Consider the following 23,238-nt stretch of genomic DNA (forward strand, 5'->3'; position numbering starts at 1 on the left):
CCGCACCGCCCGATGGAACCCCCCGCCCCACAAGGCGTTTTCCTGACAGGAGGTACCACCATGGCAGAGAGATACAGATCCAAGGACGGCAAAAGCGAAACCGAAGAGTTCGTCGAAGACGTCCCCACCCCCGACCAGCAAGGCCGCGCCGACGGCAATCTGGAACGCAAGGTCGGCACGCGCGACTCGCTCAAACGCGCGACCAATGACGACGCCGGCGCAACCCGCGTCACCAAGGAAGACGAAAAGGGCGAAGGCAATCTCGGCGGCCATCACGGCACCGGCAAGGAGAAACGCGATGACTGAACTCAAGCAAGGGACCTGGGTCGTTGTGACCGACAGCGAAAAGGCGCTTTTCCTGCGCAACCTCACCGACCATCAGGATCCCAACCTCGAGGTCATGGATACCGAGGAGCAGGAAAATCCCTCGGATATCGAGCAATCGGCCAACCGCCCCGGCCGGATGCAGGACACCGGGGTCGGGCAGTTGTCCGCGATGGACGACACCGACTGGCACGAGCTGCAAAAGGAACGCTTCGCCGCCGACCTGTCCGATCTGCTCTACCAGGCCGCGCACAAGGGTGAATACGACCGCCTGATCCTCGTCGCCGCGCCCAAGGTGCTGGGCCACCTGCGCGACGACATGCACAAGGAGGTCACGGCGAAAGTGGTCAGCGAGATCCCCAAGAACCTCGCGGGGCATCCCGTCGACGAGATCGAAAAGCTGGTCAAGAAAGAGCTCGAAGGCGCCTGATCGCCCGCGCCCCGGAACGAAAAACGCCGCCGGATATTTCCGGCGGCGTTTCTGTTTCCAGACGAGATGAACGGGGCTTACGCCTCGCCGTCCATGTCCTCGGTGGCGACGCGGGCCTTGTCGGCGGCCCCCTTGGCGTCGCGGTCGCGCTCGACGAATTCGATGATAGCCATCGGCGCCATGTCACCGTAACGGAAACCCGCCTTCAAAACGCGGACGTACCCGCCCTGGCGCTCCTTGTAGCGCGGGCCCAGCACGTCGAACAGCTTGGCGACATGCATGTCCTGCTTCAGTTGGGCGGCGGCCTGGCGGCGGGCGTGGACGTCCCCGCGCTTGCCCAGCGTGACCAGCTTCTCGACGACCCGCTTCAGCTCCTTGGCTTTCGGCAGGGTGGTCTTGATCTGTTCGTGTTCAATCAGCGAGCCGGCCATGTTCGCCCACAGCGCCTTGCGGTGCTCGTGGGTGCGGTTCAGGCGGCGATAGCCTCGTGCGTGACGCATGTTTCTTACTCCGTTTGTTGCCCTCTACGGGCGGTTTTGCTTTGTCCGGCCGGCGATGCGTGTCACCGGCTCTCCTTGGGGTAAGCGTCGCTTGGAAAGTGGCGCGTCACCCGAAAGTTGTCCGCCCTAGGGCGGGCAACCCGTAGGGTGGGGTTTCACCCCACCTTCTTAAAACTGGTCCTCGAACTTCTTCGCCAGGTCCTCGATGTTGTCCGGCGGCCAGTCCTCGACATCCATGCCAAGGTGCAGGCCCATGCCCGACAGTACTTCCTTGATCTCGTTCAGCGACTTGCGGCCAAAGTTCGGCGTGCGCAGCATCTCGGCTTCGGTCTTCTGGATGAGGTCGCCGATATAGACGATGTTGTCGTTCTTCAGGCAGTTCGCCGACCGCACCGACAGTTCCAGCTCGTCCACTTTCTTCAGCAGCAGCGGGTTGAACTCCAGGCCGTCGTCGTCGTCCTGGCGCTGCGCCGATTCCGGCTCTTCGAAGTTCACGAAGATCGACAGCTGATCCTGCAGGATACGCGCGGCAAAGGCCACGGCGTCTTCCGGCGTCAGCGAGCCATCGGTCGTCAGCTTCATCGTCAGCTTGTCATAGTCCAGGACCTGGCCTTCGCGCGTGGGCTGCACGTCATAGCTGACCTTCACCACCGGCGAATAGATCGCGTCGATGGCAATCAGGCCAATCGGCGCGTCTTCCGGCTTGTTCTTGTCGGCGGCGACATAGCCCTTGCCCTGGTTCACCGTCAGTTCCATGAACAGGTCCGCGCCCTCGTCGAGGTGGCAGATCACATGTTCCTTGTTCAGGATCTCGATGCCCGCGCTGTCGGCAATGTCACCCGCGGTCACAACGCCCGGCCCCTTGGCCGAGATCGACAGGCGCTTGGGCCCTTCGACTTCCATGCGGATTGCGACACCCTTGAGGTTCAGCACCACATCTGTCACGTCTTCACGGACACCGGCAATGCTGGAAAACTCGTGCAGCACGTTGTCGATCTGCACGCTGGTAATCGCCGCACCCTGAAGGCTCGACAGCAGCACGCGGCGCAGCGCGTTGCCCATCGTCAGGCCAAAGCCACGCTCCAGCGGTTCGGCCACGACGGTCGCCTGGCGCAGCGGGTCGTTGCCCGGCTTCACCTCAAGCTGCGTCGGCTTGATCAATTCTGCCCAGTTCTTATGGATCATGCGGTCCCTCCATCCTTGTCCCCGGCCCCATGTCCATAGGCCTCCGAGACGCTCGAGGTTTCAAAATAACGGAATGGGGCCGTGAAATTTCACGCGGCCCCACCCAGAAAATCGGTCTTAGACCCGGCGACGCTTCGGCGGGCGGCAACCATTGTGGGCAATCGGCGTCACGTCGCGGATCGACGTGATGTTGAAGCCGACGGCAGCCAGGGCGCGCAGCGCGCTTTCGCGACCCGACCCGGGCCCCTGCACTTCGACTTCCAGCGTCTTCATGCCATGTTCCTGCGCCTTGCGGCCGGCATCTTCGGCGGCCATCTGGGCGGCATAGGGCGTCGACTTGCGCGACCCCTTGAAGCCCATCGTGCCGGCCGAGGACCACGCGATCGCGTTGCCCTGCACGTCCGAGATCAGGATCTTGGTGTTGTTGAACGAGCTGTTCACATGCGCCACGCCCGTGGCAATGTTCTTGGAGACCTTCTTCTTGGTCCGGCGGGTATCTCGTGCCATTCTGTCAGCCCTCCCTTACTTCTTCTTGCCGGCAATGGCCTTCGCGGGGCCTTTGCGCGTGCGTGCGTTGGTATGGGTGCGCTGTCCTCGAACCGGCAGGTTCCGGCGGTGGCGCAGGCCGCGATAGCAACCAAGGTCCATCAGGCGCTTGACGTTCATCTGCACTTCGCGGCGCAGGTCGCCTTCGACCATGTAGTTGGCGTCGATATGCTCGCGCATGGCGACCACTTCGGTGTCGCTCAGCTCGTTGACCCGGCGGGTCAGGTCGATATTGACGGCCTCGCAGATGGCCTTGGCCGAGGATTGGCCGATTCCGGTGATGTAGGTCAGGGCGATCGGGACCCGTTTGTGGGTCGGGATGTTAACGCCGGCGATACGTGCCACGTGTCATGTCCTTTCGTTGCGGGTCCGTAGCTCCAGACCCTTTTTTCACAACGTAGGCCCGAGGCGATTGCTCCGGGCCGCAGCTGAATTCAGGTGATCGATTCTCGGGCGGGCGCGACCCGCGCGGGAATCATGTTCTCGTCAGAGATGGTGTCGTCTAGAAGCAAACGCCCGAGGCGTCAACCCTCTGTCAAGAGAATTGTGCATATCGGCAAAACCTCAAGGTTTAAAGGCCATTCGGCACGGGCGCACAGGCGGCGTTCAGCCTTCCAACGCGCCCGCGATGCGGGCCTTGACCTCGTCGATCTCGCCCAGCCCGTCGATCGTCTCCAGATCGCCCTTGGCATAGTAATACCCGATCAGCGGCGAGGTCTTCTTGTAGTACTCCATCAGCCGCTGCTTGAGGCTGTCCTCGTTGTCGTCCGCCCGGCGCTTTACGTCCGTCGAGCCGCAATTGGCACATTTGCCATCCGCGGGCCACGGCTTGGTGATGTCGTTATAGACCGCGCCGCACCCGCCACAGGTCGAGCGTGCCGTGATGCGCTGCACCAGCGCCTCGTCATCCACCCGCATCTCCACGACCGCATCGAGGGTCTGGCCTGTCTCGGCCAGCAGTTCCGCCAGCGCGTCGGCCTGTGCCAGCGTCCGGGGGAAGCCGTCGAAGATGAAACCGCCGCCATTCTCGCCGTTGATCTTCTCGCGAATGAGGCCGATCACGATCTCGTCCGTCACAAGCTCGCCGCGGGCCATCACGTCGGCCACGACCTTGCCCATCTCGGTGCCGCTGTCCTTGGCCTCTCGCAGCATGTCGCCCGTCGACAGCTGGGTCATGCCCCGCTCTTCGACCAGGATATGTGCTTGCGTACCTTTACCGGCCCCCGGCGGTCCGAGAAGTATGATATTCATCGACGTCCTGTCCCTTTTCTGCGCGACCGTTTACGGCCCTTGCCGCTCAACTGCGACTTTTCGATCAGGCCCTCGTACTGGTGCGCCAGAAGATGCGACTGGACCTGCTGGATCGTGTCCATGGTCACCGATACCACGATGAGGACCGAAGTGCCGCCAAAATAGAAAGGTATGGAAAACTGTCCACGCAGGATTTCCGGGAGGAGACAAACTGCCGCAAGGTAAGCCGAGCCCAGTACCAGGATCCGCGTCACCACGTATTCCAGGTATTCCGCCGTCTTCTTGCCGGGGCGGATGCCGGGAACAAAGCCGTTCTGGTTTTTCAGATTGTCGGCCACGTCATCGGGCTTGAACGCCACGTTGTAGGTATAGAAATAGGCGAAGAACACGATCATCACCGTGAAGAACACCAGGTAGAGCGGCTGCCCGGGCCCGAAATAGGCCAGCAGGGTCGACATGAACGGGCCGGTATCGCTGCCCGAAAAGGTGCTGACCGTGGCCGGCAACAGCAGCAGCGACGACGCAAAGATCGCCGGGATCACACCCGCCGGGTTCACCTTGACCGGCAGGTGGCTCGACCCGCCGTCGTAGACCTTCATGCCCACCTGGCGGCGCGGATACTGGATGTGGATCTTGCGCAAGGACCGCTCCATGAACACCACGAAGGCGATCGTCGCCACGACCATCACGATCACGCCGATGATCACCGCCGGGCTGATCGCGCCCGACCGGCCGCTGGCAAAGAACTGTGCCAGCGCGGCGGGCACCTCGGCGATGATGCCCACGAAAATGATCAGCGAGATGCCGTTGCCCACGCCCCGCGCGGTGATCTGCTCACCCAGCCACATCAGGAACATCGTGCCCCCGACCAGCGTGATCATGCAGCTTGCGATAAAGAAGAACCCGGGGTTCGAGGCCAGATCCCCCGCCTGCAACGACGCGGCCAGACCATAGGATTGCAGCGTGGCCAGGAACACCGTGCCATAGCGCGTGTACTGGTTGATCTTCTTGCGCCCCTGCTCGCCCTCTTTCTTCAGCTGCTCCAATGCCGGCACCATGGCCGTCATCAGCTGCACGATGATCGAGGCCGAGATATAGGGCATGATCCCCAGCGCGAAGACACCCATCCGTCCCAGCGCCCCGCCGGTGAACATCGACAGCATCCCGCCGATCGACGATGCCGCGCCTTCCATGAAGTTGCGCAGCTCTGCCCCGTCAATGCCCGGCACCGGGATATAGGTCCCGATCCGGTAGACGATAAGCAGGCCGATGGTGAAGAAGATGCGCTTGCGAAGCTCGGTGGCCTTGCCCAGGGCGGACCAGCTCGTGTTCGCCGCCATTTGTTCTGCTGCAGATACCATGCGGATCTCTTTTTTATGCAAACGCCGCCTAGGCCGTTTTCCGGCCAGGCGGCGTTTATAAGGAAAACTAGGGGTGTATGTAAGGGGCGAGACGCCCGCTCACAACCTCTTATTCAGCCGCCTTTGCGCTCGCCACGTTCAGCGAACCACCGGCTTTCTCGACCGCGTCGACTGCCGATTTCGATGCGCCAGTGACGTCCAGCGTCAGCTTCGCCGTCACTTCACCCTTCGCCAGGATGCGCACACCGTCCAGCTTGCGGCGCACCAGGCCGCTTTCAACCAGCGTGTCCTCGGTGATGGTGGACCCTGCGTCGATCTTCTTGGCGTCGACGAATTTCTGGATCATACCCAGGTTCACGACGGCGAATTTCTTGCGGTTGGGCTTGTTGAAGCCGCGCTTGGGCAGCCGTTGATACAGCGGCATCTGGCCGCCTTCATAGCCGTTGATCGCCACGCCCGAACGGGATTTCTGACCCTTGATACCACGGCCACCGGTCTTGCCCATGCCAGAGCCAGGGCCACGTCCGATACGTTTCTTGCGTTTGGTCGCGCCTTCGTTGTCGCGCAGTTCATTCAGTTTCATGTCGCTTCTCCTAAGCCGGATGTGACCCCCGAAGCGATAGGGCCAACCACGGCATGTCTTGGTTCATGTGAATCGGGTCATGTCTGACCACCGGGGGCGTATAGACCCGTTGTGCCGGCCGATCAAGGGGCGATGTCCCCGCCCGCGTCAGGCCTCTGCCCGCTCTTGCGAAAACAGCCCCGAAAGCTGCATCGACAAGTGCGCCGTCTGGAATGGCTTTTCGATTACGGGCGCTCGGAAACCAAGTTCGTGTACCACGTCCGGGCTGTGGGCCGTGACCAGCGCATAGGGCACCTTTCGCGCCTCCAGCGACGCCACCAACGGTTGGCAACTTTGCCCGCCAAGGTCGATATCCAGCACGACGCAGTCCAACTGCCCGGAACGATCTTGCACAAACCGCAGCGCATCGCTCAGCGTCTGAACCCGGCCAACCACGCTGAACCCGCATTCGTCCAGCGTGCACGCGATGTCCTCGCCGATCAACGGGTCGTCCTCGACCACCAGGACCCGCCGCAGCACGCCATGGCCGGGCGCGACCGGTGTCGCGGCGACGGTTGCGATGCTGCCGTCGCTTTCAGCGTCCGGCTGCATCAAATCAAGATCATCGCCCCGGCCCGCCTGCGCGTCCGGATGGGAAACTAAACTTTGAACTTCATTTTCGGAATGTGCCTTCATAAGGCAGCATATAACCATATTCCGAAAATTTACTAATGATTTCATTGCCTTAATATGACAACATTCCTCAAGTAGAGTAAAATGCAAATACTGCTCAACTTGAGTAACACACTCAGCTTGACAAAGCTGAGTATAGGCCTAAGTAAGCATTCGAGATCTCGGAAGGATCGAAGGATGCCCGATTCCAACTCCAAACGCTTGGAAAGATTACAAGTCATGATCTCGGACGACGAGCTCAAGGCGCTCGACGACTGGCGGTTCAAGGCCCACATGCCCAGCCGGGCGGCGGCCGTGCGCGAGTTGCTCAAGCGCGGATTGGCCGCCGAAGGGTATTTCAGTGTCGCAGGTGGCGGTTCGGCCTCCAAGGATTTCGGCGTGATCTCCGCCGACCGCGGCAAACCCTCCTCCGGCGAATAGTCCCGTAGGTTGGGGGAAAACCCACCATACCCCCGCTCAAATACCGAGTTCTCTCAAGCGAATGCGCGCGCATTCTTCAGATGCCGCTCCACAAGCCGCCGGCCCCGTCCGCCCTGCGCAAACAGCCGCGCGGGAACGTCGCCCCTTGCCGCGGTCCGACTGGCACCCAGCATTGCAAGCGCCGCGCTTTGCGCGCTGCGCAACGTCTTCATCGCTTCCTGCCCGCGATAGAGGCTCTCGGCGCCGACACCGTTGGCGAACAGCACCTCGTGCCGGTCCATCACCACGTGGTAATAGTCCACACCTCCGTCGCGCGGGTCCGTCTCTACCCCCGTCACGCCCCGCAGGAATTTCGCCGGCAACAGCACTTCGGACTGGCCGAACATCCGCTGCGCGATTTTCGATCTGACAAGGATGCGATGCTGCGGCGACACCACCAGCGGCGCGTCGGGCAGGCCCTGCCCCAGCGCCCCGGCGGATATGCGGATCGGGCGCACGTGCGAGTTTCGCGCCAGCGACGCGGCGTTGATCGCGTGATGCTCGAGCCAGCGCACCGGGCGCGGCCCGTGATCGGCGGTCAGCACCAGATCCCCTGGCGCCAGCGTCTCGATCGGCCGGGCGCCACCCTCCGCCACCGCGATCATCGTCCCGGCGGCGAAACACACCACGTTCACCTCGTCATCCGTTGTCCCGATCACCGCCGCGTCGTTGCCGGCCACATCGGTGATCCCGCCGGTCGTCACCGACTGAACGGTCAGGTCGCCATAACTGTCGTTGGGCAGGATGAAATACCGCGTCGTGCCCCCGTTCGACACGGTCAGGAACATCACATCCAGATTGTCTTCGTTTTGCGGGCCAAAGCTGCGCGTGCTGCCGTCACCCAGCAGGAGACTGCCTGACGATGACGGCTCCTGGATCAGATCGATGGTATAGGTCGTCCCGCCAATCGAGATCAGGTCGCCCTCGTCGAATTCCCCGTCGTCCAGTTCCGTGCCGCTGGCGCCGTCGACCACGCCAAGCAGGTTCCCATTCTCCTCCGAATAGGTCGTGTTCGCACTGATGCTCGTGACCTCGAGCAGGTCATATATGCTCGCCATTGCCCGTTTGCCTTTGCACGAGGCGGCCCAGCGTCACCGCGAAATGCGGGTCTGGCTCAATCCCCGATCGCCATGTGAATTTCTAGGGCATTGGCTTTAAAGCCCGGTTATCGAGAAATGCGTCTGGCGGAGCGCCGGTGCATCTGCGGCAATTACAGGCCTTCGACCACGATCCCGAGATGGGGCCGAGTTTTTGCCACGGCACACTGCTGAAATCCGCAGCCAGCGTGGCGCGACGCGGCAAATGGCGCCACGGGCAGCGCGCTGTCCGTTAATCGGTCGGGGGCCGACACCGGCACCGTCGCGATACCGATGGGAATACCGACGCAATACCGACGTGGGTTTCGCTGTATTCGCGGCATTAACGTTCGAGTCACCACGCAACCTTTGCCCTTCCGGCCGCCCGCACCTACATTCATCCCATGCGCGCCGTTCTTACCCTCATCGCTCTTGTCTGCCTTTTGTCCGGCACCGCCCGCGCTGCTGACGGACGGCCCGATCCCGGCCTGATGTGGAACCGCACCGGCCTGCCCCTCACCTTTCCTTTGCAGGTCAAAAGCCCGCCCGGCGCGGACTATATCGTCACGCTGACAGACAACGAAACCGACACCGAAGCGCTTGCCGCCTATATCCGCGGCGGCGTCTTCTTCCGCGTTCTCGTGCCGCCCGGAACCTATCGCCTGCGCTTCGATTACGGAACGGTCTGGCACAGCGCCGAGGAACGCTTCGCCGGCCAGAAGACACTCCACCTCGAAACTCCGCTCACATTTGAAACGCGTGGTATCGGGCGCAAGGCAGGCCACCTTGTCGACCTCACCGAAATGGACCTCGATCAGAACACAGCGGCGGCCCCTCGCACCCAAGAACAGGTGTTTTGCCAGGTCTCCCGCACCGAGATCCGTCCCAACTGTCGCCTGGGCGATGACGCCTGCGAACCGACTGGAACGTCGGACGGTTACACGTCACCCTATGGCATCAATTCGCGCTACGACTTCACCCGCGAAAGCTATACGCGCCTGTGTGATTGACGCGCATCATCACGCCGGATCCGGCGCCGCCTCTGCCTTGTTCTGATCTTCCCGTCCCGTCAGGGCAGGCGTGAAAATGCAGATGAACCGCAGGTTGGTTTCCGCCCGCACGATATGCGGATCGTTCTGGTCCAGCACGTACATCACGCCGGGCTCCAGCGGCCACACTTCGCCGGTGGTCTCGTTCTCCACCTCGCCCTTCCCCTCGATGCAGTAATTGGTCTCGATGTGGTCCTTGTATTCCAGCAACTGCACGGTTCCGGCCTTCACGATCGTGTCGTGAAACGAATAGCCCAGATCGTCCCGGGCCAGCAAAAGCCGCCTGCTTTCAAAGGCCTCGCCCTTGGCGTGGTCCTCCGTCCCGATAACCTCTTCCAACGTCTTAACGAACATCTTGTGTCTCCTTAAAAGGGCCAGTCTTGATTTCAGACCCGCCGCGATGTCTCATCTGAATATGAAACGCGTCCTGCTGACAACGCTTACCGCACTGACCTGTGCGCTGCCCGCGGTGCCGCGGGCCGTGGCGCAGGACTGCAGCCGTGACGCGATGCTGGTCTTTGACGGCTCGGCCTCCATGGCCGAACTCGGATTCGATCAGACCGCCCCCACCCGGATCGAGGACGCCCGCACCGCCCTGCGCCGCGCCCTGCCCCAGATCGCGCCGGTGCGCCGCGTAGGCCTTCTGGCCTATGGCCCCGGCCCCGAAGGCTCCTGCGATGGCATCAACCTGAAATTCCCGCCTGTCACGGACGCGGCCCAACCCATCATCGACGCCATTGACCTGATGGACCCGGCCGGCCTGACGCCCCTGACCGAAGCCGTGGCCGAGGCCGCCCGCGTCCTGAACCACACCACCACTCCGGGTATCGTCGTGCTGGTGACCGACGGCAACGAAACCTGCGGCGGCCGACCCTGCGCGCTCGGGGCCGAACTTGCCGCCACCTCCGCCAACCTCACCGTGCATGTCATCGGCTTCCGCGTCGTGGCCGACCCTTTCGCCTGGGACAGCCCCGAGGCCGGGATCTACACCGATGGCTCCTCCATCGCCCGCTGCATCTCGGACCGGACCGGGGGCATGTATGTGGCGACCGATACGGTTGACGAGTTGACCGAGGCGCTGCGCAAGACCTTGGGGTGCGCGCTGATTGGTTAGCGCGGACCGCGACGTCAAGGGTTCGTCAATTTCGGTACTGTTTCATTTCCCCGGCAAAGGCTTGCCGTATCCAAAGCACGACCTACAAAAAACAACACGTATTAACCTTGTCTCAACAAAGGTTAATATCGTCGAAACGAAAACACCCCGGCCATCTCTGACCGGGGCGTCAATTCCGTAGGGTGGGGTTTCACCCCACCGGGCTCGTAGGGTGGGTGAAAACCCACCGTGGCCTCAACCCTTCTCTTCAACGATCTCCACAAGGTGCGGGATCTTGTTGATCATGCCACGGACCGACGGCGTGTCTTCCAGCTCACGGGTCCGGTGCATCTTGTTCAGGCCCAGCCCGATCAGCGTCTTGCGCTGGATCTCGGGGCGGCGGATGGGCGAGCCCACCTGCTTGACGACGATGGTCTTTGCCATGGGTTACGCCTCCTCTGCGACGTGGGACGACTCGGCCGGGGCCTCGTCACGCTTGGGCAGGATGTCGGCGACCTTCTTGCCGCGACGCTGTGCGACCATGCGCGGGCTGGTCTCTTTCTGCAGGCCGTTCAGGGTCGCACGGATCATGTTGTAGGGGTTCTGCGAGCCCGTCGACTTCGCGACAACGTCCTGAACGCCCAGCATCTCGAACACGGCCCGCATCGGACCACCGGCGATGATACCGGTACCGGTCGGCGCGGTGCGCATGACGACCTTGCCGGCGCCCCAGCGACCTTCCATGTCGTGGTGCAGCGTGCGGCCTTCGCGCAGCGGCACGCGGATCATCTGGCGCTTGGCCTGCTCGGTGGCCTTGCGGATGGCCTCGGGGACCTCCTTGGCCTTGCCCTTGCCGAAGCCGACACGGCCCTTCTGGTCGCCCACGACGACGAGCGCGGCAAAGCCGAAGCGCTTACCACCCTTCACGGTTTTCGAAACACGGTTGATCGCAACCAGGCGATCGGCGAATTCCGGGGTTTCGTCGCGATCGCGACCCCCACGGCGATTGTCATCTCTTGCCATACGCGGCGTCCTTTCTGCGGGCCTTTGCCCTTTGATGTATCAATCCAAGTCCGCCCATGGGGCGTCCGGATCATCGAGGCGATTCACCCGCCTGCAACGTTGTGGTGGGTCAAAGCCCCACCCTACGCAAACCACGTAGGGTGGGATTTCACCCCACCTAGATCTTCAGGCCACCCTCACGGGCGGCATCGGCCAGCGCCTTGATCCGGCCGTGGAAGAGGAACCCACCACGGTCGAACTGCGCCTCGGTCACGCCTGCCTTCTTGGCGCGTTCCGCGATGGTCGCGCCGATCTTGGCCGCCGCTTCCAACGTGTTCTTGCCGACAAAGCCCAGATCCTTTTCCAGGGTCGAGGCCGAGGCCAGGGTCGTGCCGTTCACGTCGTCGATCAGCTGCACGCTCATGTTCTTGGACGAACGGTGCACCGAAAGACGGGGGCGGCCGGCATTGACCTTGCGAAGTTTGCTCCGGACGCGCATACGGCGTTTCTGGAACAGTTGTCTCTTGCTGTTTGCCATTTTCTCGCGTCCTTACTTCTTCTTGCCTTCCTTCTGGAAGATGTACTCGCCCTTGTAGCGGATGCCCTTGCCCTTGTAGGGCTCGGGGCGCCGCCAGTCGCGGATATTGGCCGCGACCTGACCGACGAGCTGCTTGTCATGGCCTTCGACCACCAGTTCGGTGGGCTTGGGCGCGGTGACAGTCACACCTTCCGGAACTTCGAAATCCACATCGTGGCTCAGGCCCAGGTTCAGCTTCAGGATGTTACCCTGCATCTGAGCCCGGTAGCCCACGCCGCGGATCTCCAGCTCCTGCTTGAACGGCTCGCGCGAGCCGTGCACCAGGTTGGCGACGATGGTGCGGGTCATGCCCCACTGCTGACGGGCGCGCTTGGACTTGCCGCGCGGCGTCACCGTGATGGCGCCTTCGCCCACTTCGATCGACACGTCGTCGGTCGCCGTGAAGCTTTTGGTCGCCTTGGGGCCTTTGACCTCGATGGTCTGGCCCGAAACGGTGGCGGAAACGCCATCGGGCAGGGCCACGGGTTGTTTACCGATACGAGACATTACACAGGCCTCCTTAGAATACCGTGCAAAGCACTTCGCCGCCAACGTTCTGGCTGCGCGCGTTCGCGTCCGACATCACACCCTTGGAGGTGGAGACAATCGACACGCCCAGGCCCTGACGGACCGACGGGATGTCATTGACGCCCATGTAAACCCGGCGGCCGGGCTTGGAGACCCGCTTCATCTCGCGGATCACGGGGGCGCCTTCGAAATACTTCAGGCTCACTTCAAGGGCCGGGTGGCCCTTGTCGTCCGTGGCGCTCTCGTAACCACGGATGTAGCCTTCGTCGGCCAGCACATCCAGAACGCGCACGCGCATCTTGGAGGCGGGGACCATGACGGTGGACTTGCCACGCATACCTGCGTTCCGCAGGCGGGTGAGCATATCGCCGATAGGATCGTTCATCTCATATCCCTCCTTACCAGCTCGACTTGACCATACCGGGCAGCTGACCCGACGAGCCAAGGTCGCGCAGGGCGATCCGGCTGATCTTCAGCTTGCGGTAATAGGCATGCGGCCGGCCGGTCAGCTGGCAGCGGTTATGCAGGCGGGTGGCCGAGCTGTTGCGCGGCAGTTGCGCCAGTTTCAGGGAGGCCCGGAAGCGGTCTTCCATAGGCTTTTCCTGGTCGTTGATGATCTCTTTCAAAGCGGCCCGCTTGGCGGCGTATTGCTTCACCAGGCGCTGACGCTTCTTCTCGCGTTCGATCATTGCTTTCTTAGCCATGTTTCAAATTCCTCGCGATTAGCTGTTGAAGGGCATGTTGAAGTGCTTCAACAGCGCCTTGGCTTCAGCGTCGGTCGGCGCCGTGGTTGCGATGATGACATCGATGCCCCAGACTTCGTCGACCTTGTCGAAGTTGATTTCGGGGAAAACGATGTGCTCCTTGATGCCCATGGCATAGTTGCCGTTGCCATCGAACGACTTGCCCGACACACCGCGGAAGTCGCGGATCCGCGGCATCGCCACGGTGATCAGACGGTCAAGGAATTCGTACATGCGATTGCCGCGCAGGGTCACCTTGGCGCCCAGTGGCATGCCTTCACGCACCCGGAACCCGGCGATCGAGTTCTTGGCCGTCGTGATAACGGCGTGCTGGCCGGCGATGGTGGACAGGTCTTCCTGGGCCGACTTGGCCTTCTTGGAATCCTTCACCGCTTCGGCGCCGCAGCCGATGTTCAGGACGATCTTGTCCAGGCGCGGGATCTGCATGTCGTTGGTATAGCCGAACTCTTCCTTCAGCGCCGCCTTGATGGTGTCGCGGAACTGTTGGCGCAGACGCGGGGTGTAATTTTCAGTATCAAGCATCGATCACGTCCCCCGTGGTCTTGGCGTAACGCACCTTCTTGTCGCCTTCCATCTTGAAGCCGACGCGGGTGGGTTTGCCGTTGGCGTCGACAAAGGCCAGGTTACTGATGTCGATCGGCAGCGCCTTGGGCAGGCGTCCGCCCTGGCTTTGCTGGCTCTGGCGGGTGTGGCGGATGGCCATGTTCACACCATCGACAACGGCCTTGCCGGCCTTGGGATCGACAGACGTGATCGTGCCTTCCTTGCCCTTGTCCTTGCCGGACAGGACGACGACCTTGTCGCCTTTTTTCAGTTTGGCAGCCATGTCACAGCACCTCCGGGGCGAGCGAAATGATCTTCATGAAGTTCTTCGCGCGAAGTTCACGAACCACCGGTCCGAAGATACGCGTGCCCACCGGCTCACCTGCGTTGTTCAGGATCACGGCGGCGTTGCGGTCAAAGCGGATGGCGGTGCCGTCTTCACGGCGGATCTCTTTGGCGGTGCGCACGACGACGGCCTTGCGAACGTCACCTTTCTTCACGCGGCCGCGCGGGATGGCTTCCTTCACCGAGACGACGATGATGTCGCCCACGGACGCATATTTGCGCTTGGAACCACCCAGGACCTTGATGCACTGCACCCGGCGTGCGCCGGAGTTGTCAGCAACATCCAGATTGGTCTGCATCTGGATCATTAGGTTTCTCCCGACCTAAGGGGTCAGCCTTTCCGGCGTCTTGGCCCCATGGTTTCGATCAAACCGAAAGGTTCTTTGGCCTAGGCCTCAAGAACCTCCCAGCGTTTCGTTTTCGATTTCGGCGCACATTCGATGATGCGAACAGAGTCACCGACCTTGAAAGCGTTCTTCTCATCGTGAGCCCGGTACTTCTTGGACTTACGAATGGTCTTTTGCAGCACCGGGTGCTTGAAGCGACGCTCGACCGAAACGGTGACGGTCTGGGCGTTTGCGTCGGAGGTCACGACGCCTTGCAGGATGCGCTTGGGCATGGTGGCTCTCCTTATTCAGCAGCCGAGGCGGCTTTTTCGTTCAGCACGGTTTTCACACGTGCCACATCGCGACGGACCGTTCTGATCCGCGCAGGGTTTTCCAGCGACCCTGTCGCTGCCTGAAAGCGCAGGTTGAACTGCTCTTTCTTCAGGTTGGACAACTCCTCGCGAAGCTGGTCCGGCGTCTTGTCACGCAATTCGGTGGCGTTCATGGCCATCGTCCCTTCTCAAAACACCGGCCGGCCCCTGCTCGATGGCTCAGGGTCACACGGTTTCCCCGGTGGATGAATGTCAAAAACGAATCCCCGCGAAACGCGGGGACCCGTGGATTGGGGCCGTATAAGGGAGGTTCCCCATCAGGGCAAGGGAAAGTTTGACACAATTGCGGAAACGGCTTCGCGCTGCCAAACCGACCGCGCCGACAGTTCCACGTGACACCTATGTCTAACTTGTCAGGTCGGCCTCTCAAAGCGTGAGATGTGCACGCGGCGCAACACCTGCGCCGGACAACAGAGGAGGAGAATATTATGTCCAGCCCGTATTCAGGAGGCTGCGATCACGTCAAGGTGACCGCCAGCGCCGAACCGATCGACAACCACGAGTGCCATTGCAACGTCTGCAAGAACGTCACCGGTCAGCACACGACCCACGTGGCCTTCTTCAACTGGGGCGACCTCAAGGCCGAGGGCGGCGAGATGAAGCGCCAGCCCTTCAACGCCGACAACCCCGACGGCCCGCTGGAGCTCTGCACCTGCGCCGATTGCGGCGCCGCGCTGATGCTGGATGACAAGCAAAAGCGTATCCGCGTGGCCGTGCCCAACGTCATGGGCTATGACGACGCGGCCTTCCCTGATGCGACGTATCACGCGTTCTGGGACGAAAGCAAAGGCTACGCCAAGCCCGACGATGGCCGCCCCGTCTATGACGGCCTGCGACCGGAATTCAGCTGGCCGCAGCCTGCGGCCTGACTGTCTGGCCCTGCCGCGCGATCGGCGGGGCCTACCCCCAGGCGTAGTTGAAACTCACGCTGATCCGTTCATCCTCGGACATGTTCATCGGCACCTCGTGCCGCAGCCAGCTTTCCCAAAGCAGCACGTCGCCCACATTGGGTTTGGCATAGATGAAGGTCCGCAACTCTTCCCGCGCGTCCTTCTTTCGCCCGGGCGCCGCCATCATCCGGGCGGAACGCGGGTCTTCCAGCTTCAACGCGCTGGCGCCGTCCGGCATCGCCACGTAGGTCGTCCCGGAAATCACCGAATGCGGGTGCAGATGCGACGAATGCGTCCCGCCCTCGGGCAGGATGTTGATCCAGATATCTTCCAGCTTCAGTTCCCGCCCGTCCAGGTCGAACTCCAGGTCTTCCGCAAAAGCCGCCACATGCGCATCCAGCGATTTGACGAGGTCCGCGAAAATCGGAAATCGCCACGGCAGGTCGGTCAGCGAGGCATAGGACGTATAGCCCGGATACCCGTTCTCCTCGCACCATTCCTGCCCCGCCTCGTCATCTTCGGCGATGGCATAGCACGACGCCTCCATTTCATCCGGGTCAATGCGGGGGCCCTGCTCCGACAGGGCGGCACGGTAAAGGCGGGTCACGAAGAGAGATTTGATATCAGCCATGCCCGCGTCTTATCGCGCGTCCTGCCGAAGGCAAGGATTTCTTCAGGTCTTTGCCCCATAACGCCACCAGCACAAGAAGGGGGCAAGCATGAACCGAACCATCGCGGCGTCCGGCCTCTGCGTCGGCCTGGGCCTTGCCGGCCCCGTTACGGCGGACCCAGCCACCGGCAGCCTCTTCGCCGCGCGTCAGCCGCTTTTCTCGATGCAAACGGACACCCGTGATGCCCTATCCTCCGCCAGCCTCTTTGTCGACAGGGCCGACGGCGGTCTCTTCGCCGCCCTGCCCGGCCGCCTCGATGCGCCCCTGCGCCACGGCGGGACCAAGGCCACCCGTCTGCGCGACCTGATCGCGCGGGCCGAGGCCGGGCGCGCGGGCTATGATGCGGTCCAGCACGGCGCGCGCGTCAAGCCACCGCGCCGCCCCACCGACATGACCCTGCAGGACATCTACGACTGGATCGAGGCCACCCCCGACCAGCCCCACGCCATCGGCCGGTACCAGTTTATCCCACCGACGCTGCGCCACTCCGCCGCGCGCCTCGATCTGCCCGCCAGCGCCCGGTTCAGCCCTGCGGTGCAGGACCGGCTTGCCGACCTGCTGCTGGGGGACGCAGGGCTGATGAAGGTCAAGGCGGGCGAAATGACCGTGGACACGTTCATGCTGAACCTCGCCAAGATCTGGGCCGGCCTGCCCATCCCCTCGGGCCGCAGCTATTACGACGGGGTCGCGGGAAACAAGGCGACGATGACCTACGAGGCCTACGCGCACCAGGTGCGCGGCATACTGGGCGGGTGATATCACATCGCGCCCCCCCGTCCCGGGCCTGACCCGGGACCTCCCGTAGGGTGGGTGAAACCCACCATACCTGCCAAATGGAAACCCCCGCCGATCTCTCGACGGGGGTGTTTTTTCTCTACCGCGGTGCGGCTGCAAGTGACTGCGTCAATCGCTTTCCCGCACTCGTGAGGATTGGATTACCAATCCTCGCGGACCACGACGCGGGTCTTGACCGGCAGCTTCATCGCCGCGAGGCGCAGGGCCTCCATGGCAACTGCCTCACCGACACCGTCGATCTCGAACATCACGCGGCCGGGCTTGACCTTGCAGGCCCAGAAATCGACCGAGCCCTTACCTTTACCCATCCGAACTTCGACGGGTTTGGAGGTCACGGGCGTGTCCGGGAAGATCCGGATCCAGACGCGGCCCTGACGCTTCATGTGACGCGTCATGGCACGACGGGCTGCCTCGATCTGACGGGCGGTCACGCGCTCGGGCGTGGTCGCTTTCAGGCCGTAAGTGCCAAAGTTCAGATCAGAGCCGCCCTTGGCCTCGCCCTTGATCCGGCCCTTGAACATCTTACGGAATTTAGTGCGCTTTGGTTGAAGCATTTCTCATCCTCCTCAGCGGCGGCCGCCACCAGCACCACGAGGTGCCGGGCCGTCCTGAAGTTCCTGCGCCTTGCGATCCCGGGCTGCCGGATCATGTTCCATGATCTCGCCCTTGAAGATCCAGACCTTGATGCCGATGATCCCGTAGGGTGTGCTGGCCTCGATATTGGCGTAATCGATGTCGGCACGCAGCGTGTGCAGCGGAACCCGGCCCTCGCGGTACCATTCGGTCCGTGCGATCTCGGCACCGCCCAGGCGGCCCGCGACGTTGACCCGGATACCCAGGGCCCCCATGCGCATGGCGTTCTGCACGGCACGTTTCATCGCGCGGCGGAACGACACACGACGCTCAAGCTGCTGGGCGATGCTTTCACCCACCAGGGCCGCGTCCAGTTCCGGCTTGCGAACCTCGACGATGTTCAGGTGCAGTTCGCTGTCGGTCATCGCCGCCAGCTTCTTGCGCAGGGTCTCGATATCGGCGCCTTTCTTGCCGATGATCACGCCGGGGCGCGCGGTGTGCACCGTAACGCGGCACTTCTTGTGCGGACGCTCGATGATCACGCGGCTGATGCCGGCCTGCTTGCACTCTTTCTTGATGAAATCACGGATCGCGATGTCTTCCAGCAGAAGATCACCGTAATCCTTGGTGTCGGCGTACCAGCGGCTGTCCCAGGTGCGGTTCACCTGCAGGCGCATGCCGATCGGATTGACTTTGTTACCCATTAGGCTTGCTCCTCGACTTCACGCACCTTGATGGTGATCTCTGAGAACGGCTTCAGAATGCGGCCGAACCGTCCACGCGCACGCGGGCGACCGCGTTTCATGATCAGGTTCTTGCCCACATAGGCCTCGGCCACGATCAGATCGTCGACATCCAGGTTGTGGTTGTTCTCGGCGTTGGCCACGGCGGACTGAAGACATTTCTTCACGTCCTGCGCGATCCGCTTCTTCGAGAAGGTCAGATCGTTCAGCGCCTTGTCCACCTTCTTGCCACGGATCATCGCGGCCACCAGGTTGAGTTTCTGCGGGCTGGTGCGAAGCATGCGCAGTTTTGCCATCGCTTCGTTGTCAGCCACGCGGCGGGGGTTCTTTTCCTTGCCCATGACTTACTTCCGCTTCGCTTTTTTATCGGCGGCGTGCCCGTAATAGGTACGGGTCGGCGCGTATTCACCGAATTTCTGACCGATCATATCTTCCGACACGTTGACGGGGATATGCTTGTGACCATTGTACACGCCAAACGTCAGGCCCACGAACTGGGGCAGGATCGTCGAACGGCGCGACCAGATCTTGATGACTTCGTTGCGCCCCGACTCGCGCGATGCTTCGGCCTTTTTCAGGACGTAGGCATCGACGAAGGGGCCTTTCCATACAGAGCGGCTCATGTGTTAACGGCCCTTCTTCCTGGCGTGACGCGAGCGGATGATCAGCTTCTGCGACGCCTTGTTCTTGTTACGGGTGCGCGCACCCTTCGTCGGCTTGCCCCAGGGCGTCACCGGGTGACGACCACCCGAGGTCCGGCCCTCACCACCACCATGGGGGTGGTCGATCGGGTTCATGACGACACCACGCACGGACGGGCGAATGCCCTTGTGGCGCATGCGGCCGGCCTTGCCGTAGTTCTGGTTGCTGTTGTCGGGGTTCGACACGGCACCAACGGTCGCCATGCACTCCTGACGCACCATGCGCAGCTCGCCCGAGGACAGCCGGATCTGGGCATAGCCACCGTCGCGGCCCACGAACTGGGCATATGTGCCGGCGGCACGTGCGATCTGGCCGCCCTTGCCGGGCTTCAGCTCGATGTTGTGAACGATCGTGCCGATCGGCATGCCCTGGAACGGCATCGCGTTGCCGGGCTTGATGTCGGCCTTCGGCGAGGCGACGACGCTGTCACCCACGGCCAGGCGCTGCGGCGCAAGGATGTAGGCTTGTTCGCCATCTTCGTATTTGATCAGCGCGATAAAGGCCGTCCGGTTCGGGTCGTATTCGATCCGCTCGACGGTTGCGGCCACGTCGATCTTGTTGCGTTTGAAATCAACGATCCGGTAAAGGCGTTTGGCGCCACCCCCGCGACGACGCGAGGTAATCCGCCCGGTGTTGTTCCGGCCGCCCGATTTCGTCAGACCCTCGGTGAGGGCTTTGACGGGACGTCCTTTCCACAGCTCCGAACGGTCGATCAGCACCAGCCCGCGCTGGCCCGGCGTCGTCGGCTTGTACGACTTGAGTGCCATGCTTTCTGTCTTCCGTTTAGCAAACGGCGAAACCGGAATGTCCAGCTCCACCTATGTAGGGTGGGTTTCGAACCCACCGTGGTTATAGGCCCCCTTAGGTGCCCGGTTCAGGTGTTCTTGCGAACAACGGCAAAGCCCCGGACGAATCCGGGGCCTTGCGGATGGGGTCGTTTACGAAAGACCACCCCTCGGGTCAAGCCTTTCCCCCAAAGAAAAACCCCGGCCACGCCTGCGCCCGGGGTTCACGATTTTCAAAGGCCGGCGGTGTTGCCGCCAGGCGCCTTATGCCAGCGCGATGTTGACGGCGCTTTCGCGTCCGTCACGGCCGGATTCCAGGTCATAGGTGACCTTCTGATCGTCGGCCAGGCCGGTCAGGCCCGAACGCTCGACGGCCGAGATGTGAACGAAGACGTCCTTGCCGCCCGATTCCGGTGCGATAAAGCCGTAGCCTTTGGTGGTGTTGAACCATTTCACGGTGCCGTTGGCCATTTCCGTGTCTCCTTTAGATGTTGCTGCCCGCAGTATGCGGCAGCTTGGCGGCGTCATGACAAGATCGAAAGCCAGTCGCCGTAAAGGAGAAAGGGTCGATAGGTAGTAACGTAGCACTGCCCATATGGGCGCTCAGGTGATTCACGTCAATGAAAATCACTGGAGTCCCATGTCCGCGCACTGATTTAAGGCGATAAAACGCCGCGGCGCGCCAAACGGAAAACCCCCGCCGATCTCTCGACGGGGGCCAATCTCGTAGGGTGGGTTTTCAACCCACCATGGCTCAGAGGCCGGTCGTCACATCGATCGTGTTGCCCTCTTCGAGCGTCACGTAAGCTTTCTTGACGTCCTTGCGGCGGCCCATGATGCCACGGAACCGCTTCTGCTTACCCTTGGTGATGGACGTGTTGACCGCTTTCACCTTCACACCAAAGAGCGCCTCGACGGCCTCCTTGATCTGGGGTTTCGCGGCGTCCATCGCCACCTCGAAGACAACGGCGTTCGCTTCCGACGCCATCGTGGCCTTCTCGGTGATCACCGGCTTGCGGATCACATCGTAATGTTCTGCTTTCGCGCTCATTTCAACCGAGCCTCCAGTGCTTCGACACCCGCCTTGGTCAGCACGAGCGTGTCGCGCTTGAGGATGTCGTATACGTTCGCGCCCATGCTGGGCAGCACGTCCAGACCGTCGATGTTGGCCGCGGCGCGGGCAAAGCCCTCGTTCACCTCGGCGCCGTCGATGATCAGTGCGCGCTTCCAGCCCAGGTCCTTGACCTGCTTGGCCAGTTCCTTGGTCTTGGCGGCACCTTCGGCGGCCTCGATCACGACCAGCTCACCCGCCTTGGCCTTGGCCGACAGCGCGTGTTTCAGGCCCAGCTGACGCACCTTCTTGGGCAGGTCATGCGCGTGGCTGCGCGGGACCGGACCCTTGTAGATGCCGCCCTTACGGAAGATCGGCGCATTGCGGTCACCGTGGCGTGCGCCGCCGGTGCCCTTCTGGCGGTAGATCTTCTTGGTCGAATAGCTGGTCTCGGACCGGGTCTTGACCTTGTGGGTGCCCTGCTGCGCCTTGTTGCGCTGCCAGCGGACGACACGGTGCAGGATGTCGGCACGCGGATCGAGATCGAAGATCTCGCCCGAGAGCTCGACCGAACCGGCCTTGCCGCCGTCCAGTTTGATCACGTCGAGTTTCATTCCTCACCGTCCTTCTTCTCTTCGCCGGCATCATCGGACTTGTCGGCCTCGATTTCGGCTTCGGCTTCCTGCAGGGCGGCCGCTTCCTGGGCTGCCTGCTCTTCGGCCAGGCGCTGTGCTTCGGCCTCGGCCTCCGCGGCTGCGGCGGCTGCGGCTTCTTCAGCGGCTTTCTCTGCTTCGGCCGCGGCCGATTTCAGAGCGGCGGGCAGGATGGCGCTTTCCGGGAACGGCTTCTTCACCGCGTCCTTGATCGTCACCCAGCCACCCTTGGAGCCGGGAACCGCGCCCTTGACCATGATCAGGCCACGGTCGGCGTCGGTTTTCACCACTTGCAGGTTCTGCGTCGTCACGCGGGCGGCGCCCATGTGACCGGCCATTTTCTTGCCCTTGAACACCTTGCCGGGGTCCTGACACTGGCCGGTGGAGCCATGCGAGCGGTGGCTGATCGACACACCGTGGCTGGCCCGCAGACCGCCGAAGTTGTGCCGCTTCATCGCACCGGCAAAGCCTTTACCGATCGAGGTGCCGGAAACGTCCACGAACTGACCTTCGAAATAGTGGTTCGCGGTGATTTCCTCGCCCACGTCGATCATGTTCTCGGGCGCCACGCGGAATTCCGCGACCTTGCGCTTGGGTTCCACCTTGGCGACGGCGAAGTGGCCACGCAAGGCCTTCGACGTCCGTTTCGCCTTGGCGGTCCCTGCACCCAGCTGAACAGCGGCATAGCCGTGCTCTTCGGGCGTACGCTGGGCGACGACCTGCAGTTTGTCCAGTTGAAGAACGGTCACAGGAACCTGCTTGCCGTCTTCCATGAAAAGCCGGGTCATGCCGACTTTCTTTGCGATTACACCAGAGCGCAACATGTCCTGCCCTCCTTAAACCGAGATTTGCACGTCCACGCCGGCAGCCAGGTCGAGCTTCATCAGCGCGTCGACGGTCTGGGGCGTGGGATCAACGATGTCCAAGAGACGCTTGTGCGTCCGGATCTCGAACTGATCGCGCGATTTCTTGTTCACGTGGGGGCCACGCAGAACGGTGAATTTCTCGATCTTGTTCGGCAGCGGGATGGGCCCGCGTACGTCTGCGCCGGTCCGCTTGGCGGTGTTCACGATCTCCTGCGTGCTGGCGTCCAGCACACGGTAGTCGAACGCCTTCAGGCGGATACGGATGTTTTGGCTAGCTACGGCCATTTTTCTTATCCCTAACAGGGTTCCAGCGGAGAGGAAGAGAAGCGGAATTGCCGCCCTTCTTCGCGCCTAAAGTGGGGCCGGGTGCCGACCTAGGTCAGCACCCGGATATTCTGTATCACCCCGGGTTGCGCCCGGGATGACGCTTTGCCTCAGATCACTCGACGATCTTCGACACGACGCCGGCGCCGACGGTGCGGCCGCCTTCGCGGATGGCGAAG

At 62.3% G+C, this 23,238-nt stretch carries 39 protein-coding genes; 7 read left to right on the forward strand and 32 right to left on the reverse strand.

Annotation, left to right across the window (positions count from 1 at the left end):
* The first annotated feature begins 60 nt into the window (after positions 1–60).
* Positions 61–306 carry a hypothetical protein gene (locus RBB18_RS21550; protein WP_103762164.1) on the forward strand — a complete coding sequence of 82 codons (246 nt, stop codon included), beginning with the start codon at positions 61–63 and terminating at the stop codon, positions 304–306.
* Positions 299–754: a host attachment family protein gene (locus RBB18_RS21555; RefSeq protein ID WP_103762163.1), complete on the forward strand. Its 456-nt coding sequence runs from the start codon at positions 299–301 to the stop codon at positions 752–754. Before RBB18_RS21550 ends, RBB18_RS21555 begins: the two co-directional genes overlap by 8 nt.
* Positions 755–831: 77 nt before the next feature.
* Here the strand turns inward: RBB18_RS21555 and rplQ are convergent, their stop codons facing one another.
* The 8 genes from rplQ to RBB18_RS21595 form a co-directional block, all read right to left on the reverse strand.
* Positions 832–1,254 carry a 50S ribosomal protein L17 gene (gene rplQ / locus RBB18_RS21560; RefSeq protein ID WP_306112446.1) on the reverse strand — a complete coding sequence of 141 codons (423 nt, stop codon included), beginning with the start codon at positions 1,252–1,254 and terminating at the stop codon, positions 832–834.
* Positions 1,255–1,422: 168 nt separating this feature from the next.
* On the reverse strand, positions 1,423–2,439 hold the full coding sequence (locus tag RBB18_RS21565; RefSeq protein WP_057795023.1) for a DNA-directed RNA polymerase subunit alpha: 1,017 nt from the start codon (positions 2,437–2,439) through the stop codon (positions 1,423–1,425).
* Positions 2,440–2,556: 117 nt separating this feature from the next.
* Positions 2,557–2,946: a 30S ribosomal protein S11 gene (rpsK, locus tag RBB18_RS21570; RefSeq protein ID WP_007817184.1), complete on the reverse strand. Its 390-nt coding sequence runs from the start codon at positions 2,944–2,946 to the stop codon at positions 2,557–2,559.
* Between the two features lie 15 nt (positions 2,947–2,961).
* The gene (rpsM, locus tag RBB18_RS21575) at positions 2,962–3,330 is read right to left on the reverse strand and encodes a 30S ribosomal protein S13 (RefSeq protein WP_103762161.1); all 369 of its coding nucleotides are present in this window, start codon (positions 3,328–3,330) and stop codon (positions 2,962–2,964) included.
* 261 nt (positions 3,331–3,591) lie between these two features.
* Complete coding sequence (locus RBB18_RS21580) at positions 3,592–4,236, reverse strand: adenylate kinase (protein ID WP_274592588.1); 645 nt, start codon at positions 4,234–4,236, stop codon at positions 3,592–3,594.
* Positions 4,233–5,597, reverse strand: a complete 1,365-nt coding sequence (gene secY / locus RBB18_RS21585; RefSeq protein ID WP_103762159.1) for a preprotein translocase subunit SecY — start codon at positions 5,595–5,597, stop codon at positions 4,233–4,235. Before secY ends, RBB18_RS21580 begins: the two co-directional genes overlap by 4 nt.
* A gap of 109 nt (positions 5,598–5,706) precedes the next feature.
* A complete protein-coding gene (gene rplO, locus RBB18_RS21590; RefSeq protein ID WP_103762158.1) occupies positions 5,707–6,180 on the reverse strand; it encodes a 50S ribosomal protein L15 in 474 nt (157 codons plus the stop codon).
* Positions 6,181–6,327: 147 nt separating this feature from the next.
* Positions 6,328–6,771 carry a response regulator gene (locus RBB18_RS21595; RefSeq protein ID WP_306112447.1) on the reverse strand — a complete coding sequence of 148 codons (444 nt, stop codon included), beginning with the start codon at positions 6,769–6,771 and terminating at the stop codon, positions 6,328–6,330.
* Between the two features lie 258 nt (positions 6,772–7,029).
* Here RBB18_RS21595 and RBB18_RS21600 point away from each other — a divergent pair, with 258 nt between their 5' ends.
* The gene (locus RBB18_RS21600) at positions 7,030–7,272 is read left to right on the forward strand and encodes a hypothetical protein (RefSeq protein WP_306112448.1); all 243 of its coding nucleotides are present in this window, start codon (positions 7,030–7,032) and stop codon (positions 7,270–7,272) included.
* 53 nt (positions 7,273–7,325) lie between these two features.
* On the opposite strand, the gene RBB18_RS21605 is transcribed toward RBB18_RS21600, so the two are convergent.
* Complete coding sequence (locus tag RBB18_RS21605; protein ID WP_306112449.1) at positions 7,326–8,369, reverse strand: Hint domain-containing protein; 1,044 nt, start codon at positions 8,367–8,369, stop codon at positions 7,326–7,328.
* 422 nt (positions 8,370–8,791) lie between these two features.
* Between RBB18_RS21605 and RBB18_RS21610 the strand changes: the two genes are divergently transcribed.
* The gene (locus RBB18_RS21610; RefSeq protein ID WP_306112450.1) at positions 8,792–9,397 is read left to right on the forward strand and encodes a hypothetical protein; all 606 of its coding nucleotides are present in this window, start codon (positions 8,792–8,794) and stop codon (positions 9,395–9,397) included.
* Between the two features lie 9 nt (positions 9,398–9,406).
* On the opposite strand, the gene RBB18_RS21615 is transcribed toward RBB18_RS21610, so the two are convergent.
* Positions 9,407–9,790 carry an ectoine synthase gene (locus tag RBB18_RS21615; protein ID WP_274592592.1) on the reverse strand — a complete coding sequence of 128 codons (384 nt, stop codon included), beginning with the start codon at positions 9,788–9,790 and terminating at the stop codon, positions 9,407–9,409.
* A 46-nt stretch (positions 9,791–9,836) separates the two neighbouring features.
* Here RBB18_RS21615 and RBB18_RS21620 point away from each other — a divergent pair, with 46 nt between their 5' ends.
* Positions 9,837–10,550, forward strand: coding sequence for a vWA domain-containing protein (locus tag RBB18_RS21620; protein ID WP_306112451.1), 714 nt, complete (start codon positions 9,837–9,839; stop codon positions 10,548–10,550).
* A gap of 234 nt (positions 10,551–10,784) precedes the next feature.
* Here the strand turns inward: RBB18_RS21620 and rpmD are convergent, their stop codons facing one another.
* The 11 genes from rpmD to rpmC all read right to left on the reverse strand — a co-directional run bounded on the left by rpmD (position 10,785) and on the right by rpmC (position 15,119).
* The gene (gene rpmD / locus RBB18_RS21625; protein WP_057795009.1) at positions 10,785–10,973 is read right to left on the reverse strand and encodes a 50S ribosomal protein L30; all 189 of its coding nucleotides are present in this window, start codon (positions 10,971–10,973) and stop codon (positions 10,785–10,787) included.
* Between the two features lie 3 nt (positions 10,974–10,976).
* Entirely contained in the window at positions 10,977–11,552 is a 576-nt protein-coding gene (gene rpsE / locus RBB18_RS21630; RefSeq protein WP_103762152.1) for a 30S ribosomal protein S5, read from the reverse strand.
* Between the two features lie 157 nt (positions 11,553–11,709).
* Positions 11,710–12,069: a 50S ribosomal protein L18 gene (rplR, locus tag RBB18_RS21635; RefSeq protein WP_103762151.1), complete on the reverse strand. Its 360-nt coding sequence runs from the start codon at positions 12,067–12,069 to the stop codon at positions 11,710–11,712.
* Between the two features lie 12 nt (positions 12,070–12,081).
* Positions 12,082–12,615 (reverse strand): 50S ribosomal protein L6, encoded by a 534-nt coding sequence (gene rplF / locus RBB18_RS21640; protein ID WP_103762150.1) that lies wholly within the window; start codon positions 12,613–12,615, stop codon positions 12,082–12,084.
* Between the two features lie 13 nt (positions 12,616–12,628).
* Positions 12,629–13,021 (reverse strand): 30S ribosomal protein S8, encoded by a 393-nt coding sequence (rpsH, locus tag RBB18_RS21645; RefSeq protein WP_103762149.1) that lies wholly within the window; start codon positions 13,019–13,021, stop codon positions 12,629–12,631.
* A gap of 13 nt (positions 13,022–13,034) precedes the next feature.
* Positions 13,035–13,340, reverse strand: a complete 306-nt coding sequence (gene rpsN / locus RBB18_RS21650) for a 30S ribosomal protein S14 (RefSeq protein WP_103762148.1) — start codon at positions 13,338–13,340, stop codon at positions 13,035–13,037.
* An 18-nt stretch (positions 13,341–13,358) separates the two neighbouring features.
* Positions 13,359–13,922 (reverse strand): 50S ribosomal protein L5, encoded by a 564-nt coding sequence (rplE, locus tag RBB18_RS21655; RefSeq protein WP_103762147.1) that lies wholly within the window; start codon positions 13,920–13,922, stop codon positions 13,359–13,361.
* Positions 13,915–14,226: a 50S ribosomal protein L24 gene (rplX, locus tag RBB18_RS21660; RefSeq protein ID WP_057794992.1), complete on the reverse strand. Its 312-nt coding sequence runs from the start codon at positions 14,224–14,226 to the stop codon at positions 13,915–13,917. Before rplX ends, rplE begins: the two co-directional genes overlap by 8 nt.
* A gap of 1 nt (position 14,227) precedes the next feature.
* Positions 14,228–14,596, reverse strand: a complete 369-nt coding sequence (rplN, locus tag RBB18_RS21665; protein WP_103762146.1) for a 50S ribosomal protein L14 — start codon at positions 14,594–14,596, stop codon at positions 14,228–14,230.
* 80 nt (positions 14,597–14,676) lie between these two features.
* Positions 14,677–14,907: a 30S ribosomal protein S17 gene (rpsQ, locus tag RBB18_RS21670; RefSeq protein ID WP_103762145.1), complete on the reverse strand. Its 231-nt coding sequence runs from the start codon at positions 14,905–14,907 to the stop codon at positions 14,677–14,679.
* A gap of 11 nt (positions 14,908–14,918) precedes the next feature.
* Positions 14,919–15,119 carry a 50S ribosomal protein L29 gene (gene rpmC, locus RBB18_RS21675; RefSeq protein ID WP_057794983.1) on the reverse strand — a complete coding sequence of 67 codons (201 nt, stop codon included), beginning with the start codon at positions 15,117–15,119 and terminating at the stop codon, positions 14,919–14,921.
* Positions 15,120–15,434: 315 nt separating this feature from the next.
* Here rpmC and RBB18_RS21680 point away from each other — a divergent pair, with 315 nt between their 5' ends.
* The gene (locus RBB18_RS21680) at positions 15,435–15,875 is read left to right on the forward strand and encodes a GFA family protein (RefSeq protein WP_103762144.1); all 441 of its coding nucleotides are present in this window, start codon (positions 15,435–15,437) and stop codon (positions 15,873–15,875) included.
* A 31-nt stretch (positions 15,876–15,906) separates the two neighbouring features.
* Here the strand turns inward: RBB18_RS21680 and RBB18_RS21685 are convergent, their stop codons facing one another.
* Positions 15,907–16,527, reverse strand: a complete 621-nt coding sequence (locus RBB18_RS21685) for a 2OG-Fe(II) oxygenase family protein (RefSeq protein WP_103762143.1) — start codon at positions 16,525–16,527, stop codon at positions 15,907–15,909.
* Positions 16,528–16,615: 88 nt separating this feature from the next.
* Between RBB18_RS21685 and RBB18_RS21690 the strand changes: the two genes are divergently transcribed.
* A complete protein-coding gene (locus tag RBB18_RS21690; protein ID WP_103762142.1) occupies positions 16,616–17,323 on the forward strand; it encodes a hypothetical protein in 708 nt (235 codons plus the stop codon).
* Between the two features lie 179 nt (positions 17,324–17,502).
* Here the strand turns inward: RBB18_RS21690 and rplP are convergent, their stop codons facing one another.
* From rplP to rpsJ, 10 genes are all read right to left on the reverse strand, one after another.
* Positions 17,503–17,916: a 50S ribosomal protein L16 gene (gene rplP / locus RBB18_RS21695; protein WP_103762141.1), complete on the reverse strand. Its 414-nt coding sequence runs from the start codon at positions 17,914–17,916 to the stop codon at positions 17,503–17,505.
* A gap of 12 nt (positions 17,917–17,928) precedes the next feature.
* Positions 17,929–18,639 (reverse strand): 30S ribosomal protein S3, encoded by a 711-nt coding sequence (gene rpsC / locus RBB18_RS21700; RefSeq protein ID WP_103762140.1) that lies wholly within the window; start codon positions 18,637–18,639, stop codon positions 17,929–17,931.
* Positions 18,639–19,019 (reverse strand): 50S ribosomal protein L22, encoded by a 381-nt coding sequence (gene rplV / locus RBB18_RS21705; protein ID WP_103762139.1) that lies wholly within the window; start codon positions 19,017–19,019, stop codon positions 18,639–18,641. Before rplV ends, rpsC begins: the two co-directional genes overlap by 1 nt.
* 3 nt (positions 19,020–19,022) lie before the next feature.
* A complete protein-coding gene (gene rpsS / locus RBB18_RS21710) occupies positions 19,023–19,301 on the reverse strand; it encodes a 30S ribosomal protein S19 (RefSeq protein ID WP_057794973.1) in 279 nt (92 codons plus the stop codon).
* Between the two features lie 3 nt (positions 19,302–19,304).
* Positions 19,305–20,147: a 50S ribosomal protein L2 gene (rplB, locus tag RBB18_RS21715; protein WP_103762138.1), complete on the reverse strand. Its 843-nt coding sequence runs from the start codon at positions 20,145–20,147 to the stop codon at positions 19,305–19,307.
* 282 nt (positions 20,148–20,429) lie between these two features.
* Positions 20,430–20,636, reverse strand: coding sequence for a cold-shock protein (locus tag RBB18_RS21720; protein ID WP_057794967.1), 207 nt, complete (start codon positions 20,634–20,636; stop codon positions 20,430–20,432).
* Positions 20,637–20,919: 283 nt separating this feature from the next.
* Entirely contained in the window at positions 20,920–21,216 is a 297-nt protein-coding gene (locus tag RBB18_RS21725) for a 50S ribosomal protein L23 (RefSeq protein WP_103762137.1), read from the reverse strand.
* Positions 21,213–21,830, reverse strand: coding sequence for a 50S ribosomal protein L4 (gene rplD, locus RBB18_RS21730; RefSeq protein ID WP_103762136.1), 618 nt, complete (start codon positions 21,828–21,830; stop codon positions 21,213–21,215). Before rplD ends, RBB18_RS21725 begins: the two co-directional genes overlap by 4 nt.
* A complete protein-coding gene (gene rplC, locus RBB18_RS21735) occupies positions 21,827–22,693 on the reverse strand; it encodes a 50S ribosomal protein L3 (protein WP_103762135.1) in 867 nt (288 codons plus the stop codon). Before rplC ends, rplD begins: the two co-directional genes overlap by 4 nt.
* A gap of 12 nt (positions 22,694–22,705) precedes the next feature.
* Complete coding sequence (gene rpsJ, locus RBB18_RS21740) at positions 22,706–23,020, reverse strand: 30S ribosomal protein S10 (RefSeq protein WP_103762134.1); 315 nt, start codon at positions 23,018–23,020, stop codon at positions 22,706–22,708.
* Between the last annotated feature and the right edge of the window lie 218 nt (positions 23,021–23,238).

Origin of the sequence: Roseovarius sp. MMSF_3298, assembly GCF_030733705.1 — a bacterium.
Taxonomy (GTDB): domain Bacteria; phylum Pseudomonadota; class Alphaproteobacteria; order Rhodobacterales; family Rhodobacteraceae; genus Roseovarius; species Roseovarius confluentis.